A 12,776-nucleotide genomic window follows, 5' to 3' on the forward strand; every position below is an offset into this window, starting at 1 on the left:
GTCTCCGCGGCCGTCGACCAGGAAAACGCCGCGCGGTCCACCCGCCAAGGCCAGATCAGCGCCGACATCAAGCTGATCGGTGATCGCCCCACCGGCACGACACGCGACGATGCGGAGATCGTGCAGGTCACGGCAGCGTCCGTTCGCGCGGCAGGATTTCAGCCGCTGCTGAACGCCGGTTCAACAGACTCCAACGTCCCCATCAGCCTGGGCATACCCGCCGTCACGATCGGCTCGGGCGCGGCGGGCGGCGGTCGGGCCCATGCGCTTGACGAGTGGATTGATCTTTCCAAGCCGGAAACCCTCAGGGGCATGACGGTTGGATTGGCGGCTCTGCTGGCGATGGCTGGCGCGCCTTAGGGAAGCCTACTCCGCCGCCACGCGCGCCCGGCCGGCCATGGCCGGCCAGGGATCGACCGTAACGCGGCGCATGTGCCGCCGCTGGCCGGGATAGTCGTTGAGCGCAAAATGCCAGACCGACCGGTTGTCCCAGAAGGCCACCGAACCCCTCGCCCATGCGAACCGGCAGGTGAAGCCCTCATAGCGACAGTGCTGATAGAGGTACTCCAGCAAAGCCTTTGATTCTGTGGACTTCCAGCCCTCGATCCTGATTGTGAAGGCCGGATTGACGTAGAGCGCCTTGCGGCCGGTCTCCGGGTGGGTGAGCACCATTGGGTGGACGTACTCGCCCACATAGCCATCAGCTTCGGCCACCTGCATACCACCGCGCTTCTGGGCCGAGTGACCGCTGGACGAGTATTCCCGCGCCGCAGAGTGCACGGCGTTCAGGCCTTCCAGCGTACGTTTCAGGCCCTCGGACAGCGCGTCGTAGGCAGCCGCCTGGCTGGCGAACAGGGTGTCGCCGCCATACTCCGGCAACTCCAGCGCATAAAGGATCGATCCGATCGCCGGCGTCTCGAGAAAGCTCATGTCGGAGTGCCAGCCGCCGCCGAAATTGATCTTGTCGGTGGGCTCCTTAATGATCTCCATGACCTCAGGCTGACCGGCCATTCCGGTGACGTAGGGATGGATGTTCAACGGCCCGAACCGGGCGCCAAAGGCCACCTGCTGGGCCGGGGTCAGGTCCTGATCGCGGAAGAAGATCACCTGATGCTCCACCAGCGCCTGGCGGATGGCGGCGATGGTCTCATCGGGCAGGTGTTGCGAAAGGTCGACGCCCGAAAGCTCGGCGCCCAAGGCGCCGGCCACGCGGCGGATTGTCAGGGTCTGGCTCATCAGTGATCCTCCGGAGGGTCATGCTACAGTTTCCCGGAGAGTGGCGCGAGATGGATATGCTGATCGCAGGCTTTGACCCCGACGCCCACGCGGCCCGGATCCGGGCACAGGGCTTCACGGTGATCGAGGACTTCATGAGTCCGGAGGTAATCGCCGCCGTGCGGGCGGCTCTGGCGCCCTTCCAGAACACACACTACGGTCGCAACGACTTCGAGGGCTTCAGGACGGAGCGCGTTTACACCCTTGTTGCGCGCGCCAGGGTGTTCGAGGATCTGGTGGAAGAGCCGCGGGTCCTGGCCATTCTCGACCGGTTCCTGCAACCGGGCTACCTGCTGACCGCCACCCAATCGATCCAGATCAATCCCGGCGAGACGGCGCAGGGTATGCACTCGGACGACGGATTCTACCGCATCCCCCGCCCCCGCCCGGCCATCAGCTACACCCTGATCGCCGCCGTCGATGCCTTCACCCAGGCCAACGGTTGCACCGAAGTGGTTCCCGGCAGCCACCTGTGGGGCAACCAGGGCGACGCGGGACGCCCGAACGATCTGGCCGAGATCGAGCGGATGCTGGTCCCGATGGAGGTTCCGGCCGGCGCCTGTTTCATCATGGCCGGAACTCTTATCCATCGCGGCGGCGCCAACCGTTCGGACAGGCCCCGCCTGGGCTTCACAAACCAGTCTTGCGAGCCCTGGGCGCGCCCGCAGGAAAATTTCTTCCTGGGCATCCCGCGCGAACAGGCCGCCGGGATGTCACCGCGTGTGCAGAAACTGCTGGGCTACGAGATCTGGCCATCGTTCATGGGCATGGTGACGGGGTCCCATCCGGGCAAGGCGCTGGAACCCGGATGGATACCGCCAGTGATGACCCAGCGGCCTAGCTGAGGTTCCGCGCAAACAAGGCGAACAGCCGCTCCCAGTGCCGTTCCGCCGCCGGCTTGTCGTAAACAGCGCCCCGTTGGGGGAACGCAAAGCCGTGGTGGACGCCCATGTAGAGCTCGACCTCGGCGTTGACGCCTTCGGCCTTGAGCGAGGCGTCGAGGGCCTCCACCATTTCCAGAGGCGCCCAGTTGTCGTGCTCCGCGCAGGCGAAGTAGAGCTCGGCCTTCGTCCGCTGCGCCGCCAGATGCGGACTGTCCTGGGCGTCGGTGACCAGCTGAACCCCGTAGAGCGACGCGGCGCACGCGATCCGTTCTGGATGCCGGGCGGCGGCGTTGATCGCATACTGGCCGCTCATGCAGTAGCCGATGGCGCCAGCGGGTCCGGGGCTCGCAGCCTTGTCCATGGCCGCGAAGGCCAGAAGGGCATCGGTGTCGTCCATGATCAGCGGGATGGTGATCGAGCCCATGAAGTCGAACATCCGTGCCCGCGCCTCGGCCTCGGGCAGGGGCGGCAGATCCTTCATCTCCATGACGCCGCGCCGGTAGTAGAGGTTGGGCAGCATCACATAGTAGCCGACGCTGGCGATCCGCCGGGCCATGTCGCGCAGTTCCTCGCGGATCGCCGGCGCATCCATGAAGAACAGGATGATCGGATGCGGCCCGCCTCGTTCGGGATGGACAATGAAGGTGGTGGTCGCGCCGTCCTTGGTGGCGAGTTCGACGGTCTGTTCAATCATGTCACACCAATTCCGACGGTTTCAGACCCAGTTCCTTGAGCAGCGGTTCCGCGTAGTCGATGCGGCCGGTCATGGTCTTCGGATCGCCGATGCACAGCTGATAGACGCCCTCGGCGATGAATTCGATGGGCTGGACCCGGTCCTTGGTCTGCTCGTTGATGAGGCCATGCACCGCCACGCCAGGGGTGTCGACCAGACCCGGCGAGATCACGTTGACCGCCACGCCATCGTCATAGACCTCGGACGCCAGGCCGGTGGTCAGGCGCTCCAGAGCCGCCTTGCACATGCCGTAGACCGTACCGCCGCTGCGACGGACATAGGGCTGTTTCGGATGGATGCCGGCACCGGAGGAGATATTGACGATCCAGCCAGCCTTCTTCTCACGCATGGCCGGCAGCACCAGCTGTGACAGGTGCATCGGCGCCCAGACCTGGACTTCCATCATCAGATCAAAGCGCTTCTTCGGAAAGGTCTCGACCGGGATGAAGAAGGTGACCGCCGCATCGTTCACGAGAATGTCGATGTCGCCGTAGGCCGCGACCGATTCAGCCACGAGGCGCGCCCGATCCGCTTCGCTGGAAAGGTCGGCCTTGATGGCCATGGCCTCACCCCCCGCGTTCCGGATCCGCGCGACCGTGGCCGCCAGTGTGCCGGGGAGTTTGCTCTCGCCATCCTCCGCCGTCCGGGCTGACACCACGACCCTGGCGCCCTCCATGGCCAGGCGGACGGCGATGGCCTCGCCGATGCCTCGGCTAGCGCCGGTTACGAGCGCAGTCTTGCCCCGCAGCGTCCCGTTCGGATTGATGGCCACCATGTTCCGCTCCCATACCGTGTTTTCTGGTTGGGCCTTAAGCTGAAGGCTCAGGGCGTTCAGCGCAAGGGCTCAGGCGGCGTTCTGCAACTCCAGCTTCACGCGCTCGGCCAAAGTCTTGATGTCGATGGGTTTGGGCAGGAAAGACACATTGGTCTCGCCTTCCAGCAGGTCCGAGAACTCGCTCTCGGCATAGCCCGAGATGAACATCACCGGCGCGCCGCCCAGATAGATGCGGGCCTGCTTCAGAAGTTCCGGACCCTGCATGCCCGGCATCACCACGTCGGAGATCATCAGGTCGATCTTGCCCGCGTTCTGTTCGGCGATTTCCAGAGCCTCCTCGCCACTGGCCGCCTCGATCACCTCATAGCCGCGCGCGCGCAACAGCTTGGCGGCCACGCCGCGGACGGCGTCCTCGTCCTCGACAAACAGGATGCGCCCGGCGCCAGAGAGGTCGCGGGCGGCGGGCCGCTTGGGCGCGACCTTTGCCGGCACGGGCTCGGCCGATGCTGTCGGGATATGGACGGGCAGGAAGATGCGGAATGCCGCCCCCTCCCCCGGCTTCGAGCTGACTGCGATCCAGCCGTCCGACTGCTTGACGATGCCATAGACGGTCGCAAGACCCAGTCCTGTTCCCTCACCCACCGCCTTGGTGGTGAAAAAGGGCTCGAAGATCTTCGCCATCACATCGGGCGCGATGCCGGGGCCATCATCGGCTACCTCGATCAGGGCCTGATCGCCCTGTGCGGTGGGATAGCCCAGACTGCGGGCGTCTTCCTGGGTGACGCGTGCGGTGCGGATCCGCACCGTACCGCCACCCTTGCCGCGCACGGCGTCGCGGGCGTTGACCACAAGGTTCATCACCGCCGTATCCAGCTGCCCCCGGTCGGCGCGGACATGAGGCAGGTTGCGGCCATAGTCGGTGACCAGTTTGACATCCTCATAGAGCAGGCGGCGCAGCAACACCTCTGACTCCGAGACCATCTCGCCCACATCAAGAATCTCGCGCTGCACGGTCTGTTTGCGTGAGAACGCCAGCAGCTTGCGAACCAGATCGGCCGCACGCATCGACGTCTGCTTGATCTCGTTCAGCCCCTCGTAGGACGGGTCGCCGACCGGATGGCGAGGCGCGAGCACGTCAAGCTGCATCAGGATCGCGGTCAGCAGGTTGTTGAAATCGTGGGCCACGCCACCCGCCAGCTGGCCAATGGCCTGCATCTTCTGGCTTTGCGAAAGTTGCAGCTCGATCTGTTTCTGCTCGGACACGTCGACCAGGTAGGCGACCCAGCGACCCGGACTCTGCGAAAGATAGAGATGGGCGATCCGGCTGGGATCATGCGCCAATCGCACCTCAAGCGGCGCGTGACCATGTCGCGCCTCGGCCACTCGTAAGGCCGCTTCCGTCCGGCTGAGGGGTTCGATCAGGTCGCCGAAGATCTGGCCTGGATTGCCGCCGTGCGCCACTGCAGCCAGGGCGGGGTTTGCCTCGATGATCCGGGCCTCAAAGGGGTCCTCGCCATCCAGCAACGCCGCGCCGAAGGGCGAGGCCGCGGCAAAGGCGTCCAGCACCTTGGGTGGCGGCGCCTTGGCGCCGATCGCGGCGTTCAGCACGTCCATGGCGGAGGCGGGCAGCGCCAACGCGCCCGACCCGCGCCCGATCAGGCGGACCAGAAACCGTCGAGGCACCAGGGGCGATATCATCGCTTCGCGTTCCTGCCCTCCGGCTTTGAGCGTGGCGCGTCCCATATCCCCGCGACGGGCGGTCGCCAGCGCCCCGAACAGGCTCGACGCTGCCGCACCGCTCTTGGGCAGTCGCGGTGCCGGACCCATCGCCTCACGCCAGGCCGGATTTACGGTCAGCAGCCGCCCATCCGGCGCCACAACCGCGGCGGGCTCATCCAGCGCCGCCAGGAGCGCGTCTGCGCCAGCCTCGGACTCCGCGGGCGCCTCCGCGGGCCCGCGCAGAACGAACAGGCCGATGCAGCAGACCCCCGCCATGCCCGTCAGCAGCATCATACTGGCCAGGCTCTCAAGTCCATGGCTGAAGGCCGGAACCATCGCAAACCCGACTGCCAGCAGGAAGAACAGCACCGCAAACGCGATGACAGGATCTACCTTGCGGGCACGGGCTGACGGCTCGGACATGTCGTACGAGGAGGCCTTCGGCGAATCACTGGTTGTCATACTGTCACAGAGCGCCGGCTGAGGCACGGCGGCGCCTGCCAGCGTTGAGGATGAACCCGATGATCTTGGCCACCGCCTCATAATGAGCGGGCGGGATCATCTCGTCGAGGTCGACGGCAGCGTATAGCGCCCGCGCCAGAGGCGGGTCCTCGATGACCGGAACCCCGGCCTCTTCCGCCACCGAGCGGATCTTCAAGGCGACACTGTCCAGCCCCTTGGCGACGCAGGTCGGGGCAGCGTCGGCGCCCTGCTCGTACTTGAGCGCTACCGCGTAGTGGGTCGGGTTCATGACCACCACCGTCGCGCCGGGCACAGCCTGCATCATCCGGCGGCGCGCGCGCTCATAGCGGATCTGTTTCTGGCGGGCCAGGATGTAGGGGTCGCCTTCGGTAGACTTGTAGTCTTCCTTGACCTCTTCCTTGGTCATGCGCATGCGCACCATGAATCGCTGGCGCTGCCACAGCCAGTCGAGCGCCGCCACGGCCAGGGCGAGGGCGATCACCGCCATCACCAGGCGTTTGGTAACGTCCATTACAAAGGGCAGGATAGCCGCAGGCCCCATTTCGGACAGCGCCGCCAGCTGCGGCAGTACGGGATTGAGGATCAACCAACCCAGCCAGGCGATCACGATCACCTTCACGATTGACTTGGCGAATTGCATCAACCCGTCCGGGCCAAACAGGCGCTCCAGCCCTTTCATGAGCGAAACCTTGGACCAGTCCGGTTTCAGCTTGTCGGGCGTAAATCGCAACCCGCCCTGGGCCAGCCCCGAGGCGGCGCCGGCGATGGCGGCAGCGAACATCACCAGCACCAGCGGTGGCGCACCTGCCATGATGGCGTACTTCAGGACTTCAGGCGCGCCGTGCTGTACCGAAAGGGAGCCGGCACGGCTGAGGAAGGGCGTTAACTGGTCGACCATATTGCTCGAAAGCCATCCGCCGGCCATCAGAACAACGCCCGACACCGCCGCCAGCGTTGCCGCCGAGCCCAGATCCATGGTCCGTGGCCCGTCCCCCTTCTCATAGGCCTGCTGCAGCTTGTGGGAGGTAGCCTCTTCTGTTTTTGAGTCCTTTTCCGGTGCTTCGCTCATGTTCGGGTGAACATCCCGACGAGCTCACGATAGCGATCAATCCAGACAATGCCGATGACACCCAGGCTGAGCGCGAAGATCGACAGCCCAAGCAACACGATCAGCGGCGTGGCGACGAAGAACACCTGAAACTGCGGCATCACCCGGCCGACCAGGCCGGTGGCGATGTTGAAGATCAGTGAGAACACCACCACCGGCGCCGCCAACTGCAGTCCGAGCGCAAAGGACCGCCCCATGGTCTGGATCGCCAATTGCCCGGCGTCGGCCACCGGAACGTCGCGCGTGAACGGGAAGATTTCGAAAGAGCCGACGATAGCGCTCACGAACAGATGGTGCAGGTCCGTCGCAAAAATCAGCACGATGCCGATTAACACCAGAAAGGTGCCGAGCGTGGTGGAGGGCTGCGCCTGCATCGGGTTGGCGGTCTGGGCAAAGGACAGGGTCGTTTGCAGCGACACGATTTCCCCCGCCGTCGCCAACGAGTTCATGAACAGGCGCAGAATTCCGCCGATCATCAATCCGATCAGCACCTCCTTGATGACGGCGCCGCCGAGACCGGCCCCATCAGCGGGAATTGGCGGCACGCCCGCCCCGATCAGCGGGAACATCATCAGGCTAAAGGCCAGAGCGAATGACAGCCGGATTCGTGGCGGAATGAAGGTCTCGCCCAGACCCGGCAAAAGCATGATGATCGTACCGAGCCTGGCGAACACCAGACCGGCGGCGTAAACCTGTTGAGCGGTTGCGTAGGATTCCATGGGCCCGCCTGGCCCTCACATCCCTGCGATGCGGGCAGCGATCGTCTTCATGAAACCGCTCATCAATGCGCCCATCATCGGCATGAAAACCAGCAGCGAGACGAAGATCGCCACGATCTTTGGCGCATAGATCAGGGTTTGTTCCTGGATCTGCGTCAGCGCCTGCAAGAGGCCGATCCCGACGCCCACGATCAGGCCGACGATCAGCACCGGGGCGCACATCTGGATGGTCAACCAGATGGCGTCACGCCCGACGTCCAGAACTTCGGCGCCGCTCATGGAGAACCTCTCGGATAGCCGTCGCGACCGCTCGTCGCCGACCCTTCGAGGTTTGGCTTGTTATGGTTAGCGAAAGCCTAATTCGCCGGTGAAATGAGGGTGCGCGCAGCGGCCACAGGGGTCACCTTGCCCGTGTCCCGGTCCACGCTGTAGTTGGCGGCCTGCATGGCGCCCACCGGAATCGCCCCTATCAATGGACGCAATGCTTCAATCAGCCGCCGGTCACCCGCCCGCTTCGGCGACACCAGGATCACGGCGTCGTAGGGCGGGATCGCACCCCTCGGATCGCTCAGCACGACCAATTGGTCGGCAGCGATTCTGCCGTCCGATGAAAACGCGCTGATCACATCAGCCTCTCCACCCGACAAGGCGCGGTACATGAATGTGGGCTGGAACGACCGTTTAGCCTTGAAGTTCAGCCGATAGGCAGCGTCGACAGCTTTCCATTCAGGTCGTGAGAGGAACTCGATGTCCGTTCCCAGGGTCAGGCGCGGCGCTACCCTGGCCAGATCGTCCAGAGACACCACCCCGAGCGCCCGGGCGCGATCAGCCCGCATGGCGAAGGCGTAGGCGTTCTCGAAACCCAGCGACCCCATCACCAACACGCCATCGCGTCGCTTCAGCTCGACGGTGAGCTGGTCCAGCAGGGCTTTGCGCCCGGGGTTGTCGACGCGGCCCAGTACGCTCGTCCAAAGCGTTCCGGTATAATCCACGTAGACGTCGATCTCCCCGGCCGCCAACGCGCGGTAGGCCACCGATGAGCCCAGATCCTCCTTGCGGGAGACTGCCGCCCCGGTCTGTTCCAGCCGCTCGGCCATCAACTCCGCCAATATGTACTGTTCGGAGAAATTCTTGGCGCCCACCACGTAGCTGTCCGGCTTTCCGAAGTGAGCGATGGGCGCGATGGCGGCCCCCGCTCCCAGCAGAAGCCCAGCCAGACCCAGCACCATCAGACCGCGCCGGCGCTTGCGCGCGCCCGTTTCTATCAGACCCAGCAGCTGGTCCGCCGTCATCGCCAGACCTGCAGAGGCGGCGCAACCGAACAATACGAAAACCCAGTTTTCCGTCTGCAGTCCGGCAAAGATGTAGTTTCCGAGGCTGGTCTGGCCGACCGGCGTTGACAGGGTGGCGGCCCCGATGGTCCAAACCGCCGCCGTCCGAACGCCCGCCATGATCACCGGCGCGGCCAATGGCAGTTCAACCTGCCAGAGCTTCTGCCAGCCGGTCATGCCCACGCCGTCCGCGGCTTCGGAGATCGCAGGATCAACGCCAGTGATGCCGGTCACACCATTCCGCAGGATCGGCAGGATCGAATAGAGAGTCAGCGCAAGCAGCGACGGCAGGAAACCCAGGGCCGAGAACCCCCGGCCAAACAGCGTCTCGCTCAAGGCCGAAAGCCCCAGCAACAGTGGATAAAACAGGGCCAACAGCGCCAGACTTGGGATCGTCTGGATCAGGCTGGCGAAGGCCAGCACCGGCCAACGCATGCGTGCATTTCGGCTGGCGGCCACAGCGAGCGGCAGGCTGATGGCCAGTCCCAGCATGAGCGCGCTGACACTCAAAAGCACATGCGAGCCCAGATACTCGGGTAGGAGCTTCAGGGCGGCCTCGATGCGGGCGTTCATGCGCCCAGTCTTTCGCGCAGACGCTCGGCTTGCCGTTTCGGTGCCTCCAGCAGCGCGCGCACGATAGGGTTCCTGCTGGACATCAGCAGGTCACGCGGCGCGCCGTCCGCCTGGACCACCCCCCGATCCAGCACCACAATTCGGTCGGCCAGTAGTACAGCCTCGGCGATGTCATGGGTGACCATAATCGTGGTCAGGCCCAGCCGCTGGTGGAGCGCGCGATAGTCGACGCCCAGCGCGTCACGCGTCACCGGATCAAGCGCACCGAATGGTTCGTCCATGAGCATGACCGCCGGCTCCGCGGCCAGGGCGCGGGCCACGCCCACCCGTTGCCGTTGGCCGCCGGACAGGGCCGACGGCGCACGCCCTGCCACGCCTTGCGGCAAAGCGACCAGCTTCAAAAGCGTCGTTACCCGGTCGCCGATACGGGCAGAATCCCAGCGAAGCAGCTTCGGCGTGATGGCGATGTTTTCGGCCACCGTCAGGTGCGGGAATAGCCCCACCTCCTGGAACACATACCCGATCCGACGGCGCAGCAGGTGGGCCTGAGTCGCCGCTACGTCCTCCCCGGTCACCCTGACCTCGCCCGCGTCCGGTCGGATCAGTCCATTGATCGTCTTGAGCAGTGTGGTCTTGCCCGAGCCCGAGCCACCAACCAGGGCCACGAACTCCCTCGCCGCTACCGACAGGTCGACGCGGTCCAGCGCAACCACCGCCCCATAGCGTTTTGTGACGGCGGAAAGCCGGATCGCCAGACTATCCATAGTCAAAACCTATCACGATCCTGTCGGTTGGGCGCGCTTCGCTCGCAGTCTATAGTCGCCCCCTGTTCAAGATGCTGGAGTTCTTTCGCATGCGCACCCTGCCAATTTTCCTAGCCGCCGTGCTTGTCGCCTCGTCCGCCCAGGCCCAGACCGCAACTGCCGATCTCAAGAACGGCGGAGGCGAGACGATCGGCAAGGTAAGCCTGACAGCTGCCCCAAAGGGCGTCCTGATGCGAATTGAATCCAGAGGTCTGACCCCGGGCTGGCACGGCCTCCACTTCCACGAGAAGGCCGACTGCTCCAAGGCGGACTTCACCTCCGCCGGCGGCCACACCCACGGCGCCGGCGATCGTATCCACGGCCTCCTGAACCCCGCCGCCAACGAGACCGGCGACCTGCCCAACCTCTATGTCGACAGTCACGGCGTGGGCATGACCGAGGTGTTCTCCGGTCTGATCACCCTGGCCGCCCTCAAGGACGCCGACGGATCAGCCGTAGTGATCCACGCCAACCCCGATGACCACGCCACCCAGCCGATCGGCGGCGCGGGTCCACGCGTCGCCTGTGCCGAAGTTCGGTGACCCAATCGTCTGATCAGATCGGCATCCGCATGATTTCCTGGTAGGCGTTGATCACCTGATCGCGCACCGCCATCACGGTCTCGAGGCTGGCCTCGGCGGCGCTGATGGCGGTGACCACGTCGACGAGTTCGGCCTTGCCCGCCACCTGGGCGGCCATAGTGCGCTCCGCTGTCTTGGAAGCACTCACCGCATCCGTGATGGCCGACTTCAGAATATCTCCGAAGCCACCCTGCTGCGGCGGCTGGGATCCGACCATGCCGGGGCCGTCTTCAATTCCCAGGCTCTTCTGGGCGGCGGCGTAGGCCTGGCTGGCGGCAAGTGCGGTGATCATGGCTCAGTCTACTTCTTGATCAGGTCAAGGGTGCGCATCTGCATGCTGCGTGAGGTCTCGATCACATTGAGATTTGCCTCATAGGCCCTTTGGGCCTGGCGCATGTCCAACGCCTCAATAAGGGAATTCACGTTGGGCAATTTGACATAGCCTTTCGCGTCCGCGGAGGGATGGCCAGGCTCGTACTCCTGCCGGAATTCGGTCTGGTCGGGCATCACCTTGCTCATCTTGACGCCCTGAGCGCCGGCCACCTTGGCCGGAGTAAAGACCGGTGCCTGCCGACGGTAGGGATCGCCGCCGGCGGTTTTGGAGGTGGAATCGGCGTTGGCAAGGTTTTCGGCGATGATCCTCATGCGCCCCTGCTGAGCGCGAAGCGCGGAGACCGCCACCTGCTGGGTGACACTGGCCATGGACTTGATTTCGGGCATTCAGCGATCTCCGGTCTCAGCCACGGCCTGGCGGACGCGCCGCCATTCGCAGCATGTTCATCGACTTCTGGTAGAAGCTGATGGCGACGTCGTAATCCAGCCGCGCGTCGCTCATCTTGATCATCTCATCCTCCAGCACCACGGAATTACCGTTGAGTGTGGTCTCAGAGTCAGGCGATTTCAAAGGCCTGACCTGCCCGGGACGTTTCTCGTTCTTCGGCGACATATGCCCGGGCTGAGTAACCGCCATCACCCCGGCGCTCTGGCTCTGGGCCTGATGCATCTGCACCTTGACGTCGAAGCTGAAGGGCTTCAGGTCCTGACCAACGTAGCGAACCGTGTCGGAATTGGCGATATTCTGGGCGATGACCTTCTGGCGCTCGGTCAAATGACCAAGCCGACTCCGCAGCATCGAGAAGATCGGGATTTCGGCCAGGTTCATAAGAGCTAATCCTGAACAAACAGGGTTAATCCAGTCTTAAGAGACTCAAGCGCGAATAGGCCTTCATTCCGGATCACGCTGCAGAAACGCGCCCATGGACCTTACCGACCTCGTCAGAGCGATATTTGCACTGGCCCTAACCCTCGGCCTGATCGGGCTGGCAGCGGTGGCGCTGCGCAAGTATGGGCCCGACGCCATCTCACGCATCTCCGCGCAGAAGAAAAAGGAACGCCGGCTGAGGATCGTGGAGACCCTGACGCTGGATCCTGCACGTCGCATCCTGATCATCGAGTGTGACGGGCGCGAGCGGATGATCCTGCTCGGTGAAGGTCGACTTGTGGCCGACCTCCCGGCCCGGGCCGACGCCTGATGCGCGCCCTCTGGAAGGCATTCCGGACGCTGCCGGCCGAGGATTGGCGACGCGCTGCCCTGCTGGCCGCCATCACCACCTGCGCGGTGATGGTTTTCCCGGCCGCCGCCATGGCCCAGGCGCTGAACATCAACCTCGGCACCGGGGCGGGCCTGACCGAACGGGTGGTCCAGCTGGTCGGCCTGCTCACCGTCCTGTCGCTGGCCCCCTCTATCGTGATCATGACCACGTCTTTCGTGCGGATCGTTGTAGTGCTGTCG

At 64.5% G+C, this 12,776-nt stretch carries 15 protein-coding genes and 2 pseudogenes; 5 read left to right on the forward strand and 12 right to left on the reverse strand.

Annotated features, from left to right (window positions below; genetic code table 11):
* Window positions 1-360: pseudogene (locus ACIQ42_RS08775) on the forward strand (peptidase M20); the annotation flags it as partial.
* 6 nt (window positions 361-366) lie between these two features.
* Here the strand turns inward: ACIQ42_RS08775 and ACIQ42_RS08780 are convergent.
* Window positions 367-1,236 carry a TauD/TfdA dioxygenase family protein gene (locus ACIQ42_RS08780; RefSeq protein ID WP_397421823.1) on the reverse strand — a complete coding sequence of 290 codons (870 nt, stop codon included), beginning with the start codon at window positions 1,234-1,236 and terminating at the stop codon, window positions 367-369.
* A 50-nt stretch (window positions 1,237-1,286) separates the two neighbouring features.
* Here ACIQ42_RS08780 and ACIQ42_RS08785 point away from each other — a divergent pair, with 50 nt between their 5' ends.
* Window positions 1,287-2,120 carry a phytanoyl-CoA dioxygenase family protein gene (locus tag ACIQ42_RS08785; RefSeq protein ID WP_397421824.1) on the forward strand — a complete coding sequence of 278 codons (834 nt, stop codon included), beginning with the start codon at window positions 1,287-1,289 and terminating at the stop codon, window positions 2,118-2,120.
* On the opposite strand, the gene ACIQ42_RS08790 is transcribed toward ACIQ42_RS08785, so the two are convergent.
* The 8 genes from ACIQ42_RS08790 to ACIQ42_RS08825 all read right to left on the reverse strand — a co-directional run bounded on the left by ACIQ42_RS08790 (window position 2,113) and on the right by ACIQ42_RS08825 (window position 10,364).
* Window positions 2,113-2,853: a dienelactone hydrolase family protein gene (locus ACIQ42_RS08790; RefSeq protein WP_397421825.1), complete on the reverse strand. Its 741-nt coding sequence runs from the start codon at window positions 2,851-2,853 to the stop codon at window positions 2,113-2,115. The two genes, ACIQ42_RS08785 and ACIQ42_RS08790, sit on opposite strands and share 8 nt — an antisense overlap.
* 1 nt (window position 2,854) lies before the next feature.
* Window positions 2,855-3,667 (reverse strand): SDR family NAD(P)-dependent oxidoreductase, encoded by an 813-nt coding sequence (locus tag ACIQ42_RS08795; RefSeq protein WP_397421826.1) that lies wholly within the window; start codon window positions 3,665-3,667, stop codon window positions 2,855-2,857.
* A gap of 69 nt (window positions 3,668-3,736) precedes the next feature.
* Entirely contained in the window at window positions 3,737-5,809 is a 2,073-nt protein-coding gene (gene cckA, locus ACIQ42_RS08800; RefSeq protein WP_397421827.1) for a cell cycle histidine kinase CckA, read from the reverse strand.
* Window positions 5,810-5,852: 43 nt separating this feature from the next.
* Window positions 5,853-6,938 (reverse strand): flagellar biosynthesis protein FlhB, encoded by a 1,086-nt coding sequence (gene flhB / locus ACIQ42_RS08805; protein WP_397421828.1) that lies wholly within the window; start codon window positions 6,936-6,938, stop codon window positions 5,853-5,855.
* A complete protein-coding gene (gene fliR, locus ACIQ42_RS08810) occupies window positions 6,935-7,696 on the reverse strand; it encodes a flagellar biosynthetic protein FliR (protein ID WP_397421829.1) in 762 nt (253 codons plus the stop codon). Before fliR ends, flhB begins: the two co-directional genes overlap by 4 nt.
* Window positions 7,697-7,711: 15 nt before the next feature.
* The gene (fliQ, locus tag ACIQ42_RS08815; RefSeq protein WP_397421830.1) at window positions 7,712-7,975 is read right to left on the reverse strand and encodes a flagellar biosynthesis protein FliQ; all 264 of its coding nucleotides are present in this window, start codon (window positions 7,973-7,975) and stop codon (window positions 7,712-7,714) included.
* A 77-nt stretch (window positions 7,976-8,052) separates the two neighbouring features.
* Window positions 8,053-9,600, reverse strand: coding sequence for an ABC transporter permease/substrate-binding protein (locus ACIQ42_RS08820; protein WP_397421831.1), 1,548 nt, complete (start codon window positions 9,598-9,600; stop codon window positions 8,053-8,055).
* Window positions 9,597-10,364, reverse strand: a complete 768-nt coding sequence (locus tag ACIQ42_RS08825; RefSeq protein WP_397421832.1) for an ATP-binding cassette domain-containing protein — start codon at window positions 10,362-10,364, stop codon at window positions 9,597-9,599. Before ACIQ42_RS08825 ends, ACIQ42_RS08820 begins: the two co-directional genes overlap by 4 nt.
* An 89-nt stretch (window positions 10,365-10,453) precedes the next feature.
* On the opposite strand from ACIQ42_RS08825, the gene ACIQ42_RS08830 reads away from it, so the two are divergent.
* Window positions 10,454-10,945 (forward strand): superoxide dismutase family protein, encoded by a 492-nt coding sequence (locus tag ACIQ42_RS08830; protein WP_397421833.1) that lies wholly within the window; start codon window positions 10,454-10,456, stop codon window positions 10,943-10,945.
* A 13-nt stretch (window positions 10,946-10,958) separates the two neighbouring features.
* Here the strand turns inward: ACIQ42_RS08830 and fliE are convergent, their stop codons facing one another.
* Genes fliE through flgB form a run of 3 tightly spaced genes read right to left on the reverse strand, consistent with a single transcriptional unit; the run spans window position 10,959 to window position 12,146 of the window.
* Complete coding sequence (fliE, locus tag ACIQ42_RS08835; protein ID WP_397421834.1) at window positions 10,959-11,276, reverse strand: flagellar hook-basal body complex protein FliE; 318 nt, start codon at window positions 11,274-11,276, stop codon at window positions 10,959-10,961.
* Window positions 11,277-11,284: 8 nt separating this feature from the next.
* Window positions 11,285-11,704 (reverse strand): flagellar basal body rod protein FlgC, encoded by a 420-nt coding sequence (gene flgC, locus ACIQ42_RS08840; protein WP_397400285.1) that lies wholly within the window; start codon window positions 11,702-11,704, stop codon window positions 11,285-11,287.
* A gap of 16 nt (window positions 11,705-11,720) precedes the next feature.
* A complete protein-coding gene (flgB, locus tag ACIQ42_RS08845) occupies window positions 11,721-12,146 on the reverse strand; it encodes a flagellar basal body rod protein FlgB (RefSeq protein ID WP_397421835.1) in 426 nt (141 codons plus the stop codon).
* 94 nt (window positions 12,147-12,240) lie between these two features.
* Here flgB and ACIQ42_RS08850 point away from each other — a divergent pair, with 94 nt between their 5' ends.
* A complete protein-coding gene (locus ACIQ42_RS08850; RefSeq protein ID WP_397421836.1) occupies window positions 12,241-12,516 on the forward strand; it encodes a flagellar biosynthetic protein FliO in 276 nt (91 codons plus the stop codon).
* A pseudogene (locus ACIQ42_RS08855) lies at window positions 12,513-12,776 on the forward strand (flagellar biosynthetic protein FliP); the annotation flags it as partial. The gene ACIQ42_RS08850 and the pseudogene ACIQ42_RS08855, both read left to right, overlap by 4 nt.

Origin of the sequence: Phenylobacterium sp., from assembly GCF_044372605.1 — a bacterium.
Lineage (GTDB): Bacteria > Pseudomonadota > Alphaproteobacteria > Caulobacterales > Caulobacteraceae > Phenylobacterium.

Excerpts from the sequence above, each read along its gene's own strand:
- flgC (WP_397400285.1), bottom strand. The coding sequence starts at position 11,704 with ATGCCCGAAATCAAGTCCATGGCCAGTGTCACCCAGCAGGTGGCGGTC.
- ACIQ42_RS08780 (WP_397421823.1), bottom strand. The coding sequence starts at position 1,236 with ATGAGCCAGACCCTGACAATCCGCCGCGTGGCCGGCGCCTTGGGCGCC.
- fliQ (WP_397421830.1), bottom strand. The coding sequence starts at position 7,975 with ATGAGCGGCGCCGAAGTTCTGGACGTCGGGCGTGACGCCATCTGGTTG.
- fliR (WP_397421829.1), bottom strand. The coding sequence starts at position 7,696 with ATGGAATCCTACGCAACCGCTCAACAGGTTTACGCCGCCGGTCTGGTG.
- ACIQ42_RS08795 (WP_397421826.1), bottom strand. The coding sequence starts at position 3,667 with ATGGTGGCCATCAATCCGAACGGGACGCTGCGGGGCAAGACTGCGCTC.
- ACIQ42_RS08850 (WP_397421836.1), top strand. The coding sequence starts at position 12,241 with ATGGACCTTACCGACCTCGTCAGAGCGATATTTGCACTGGCCCTAACC.
- cckA (WP_397421827.1), bottom strand. The coding sequence starts at position 5,809 with ATGTCCGAGCCGTCAGCCCGTGCCCGCAAGGTAGATCCTGTCATCGCG.
- ACIQ42_RS08820 (WP_397421831.1), bottom strand. The coding sequence starts at position 9,600 with ATGAACGCCCGCATCGAGGCCGCCCTGAAGCTCCTACCCGAGTATCTG.
- ACIQ42_RS08790 (WP_397421825.1), bottom strand. The coding sequence starts at position 2,853 with ATGATTGAACAGACCGTCGAACTCGCCACCAAGGACGGCGCGACCACC.
- flhB (WP_397421828.1), bottom strand. The coding sequence starts at position 6,938 with ATGAGCGAAGCACCGGAAAAGGACTCAAAAACAGAAGAGGCTACCTCC.
- flgB (WP_397421835.1), bottom strand. The coding sequence starts at position 12,146 with ATGAACCTGGCCGAAATCCCGATCTTCTCGATGCTGCGGAGTCGGCTT.
- ACIQ42_RS08825 (WP_397421832.1), bottom strand. The coding sequence starts at position 10,364 with ATGGATAGTCTGGCGATCCGGCTTTCCGCCGTCACAAAACGCTATGGG.
- ACIQ42_RS08785 (WP_397421824.1), top strand. The coding sequence starts at position 1,287 with ATGGATATGCTGATCGCAGGCTTTGACCCCGACGCCCACGCGGCCCGG.
- ACIQ42_RS08830 (WP_397421833.1), top strand. The coding sequence starts at position 10,454 with ATGCGCACCCTGCCAATTTTCCTAGCCGCCGTGCTTGTCGCCTCGTCC.
- fliE (WP_397421834.1), bottom strand. The coding sequence starts at position 11,276 with ATGATCACCGCACTTGCCGCCAGCCAGGCCTACGCCGCCGCCCAGAAG.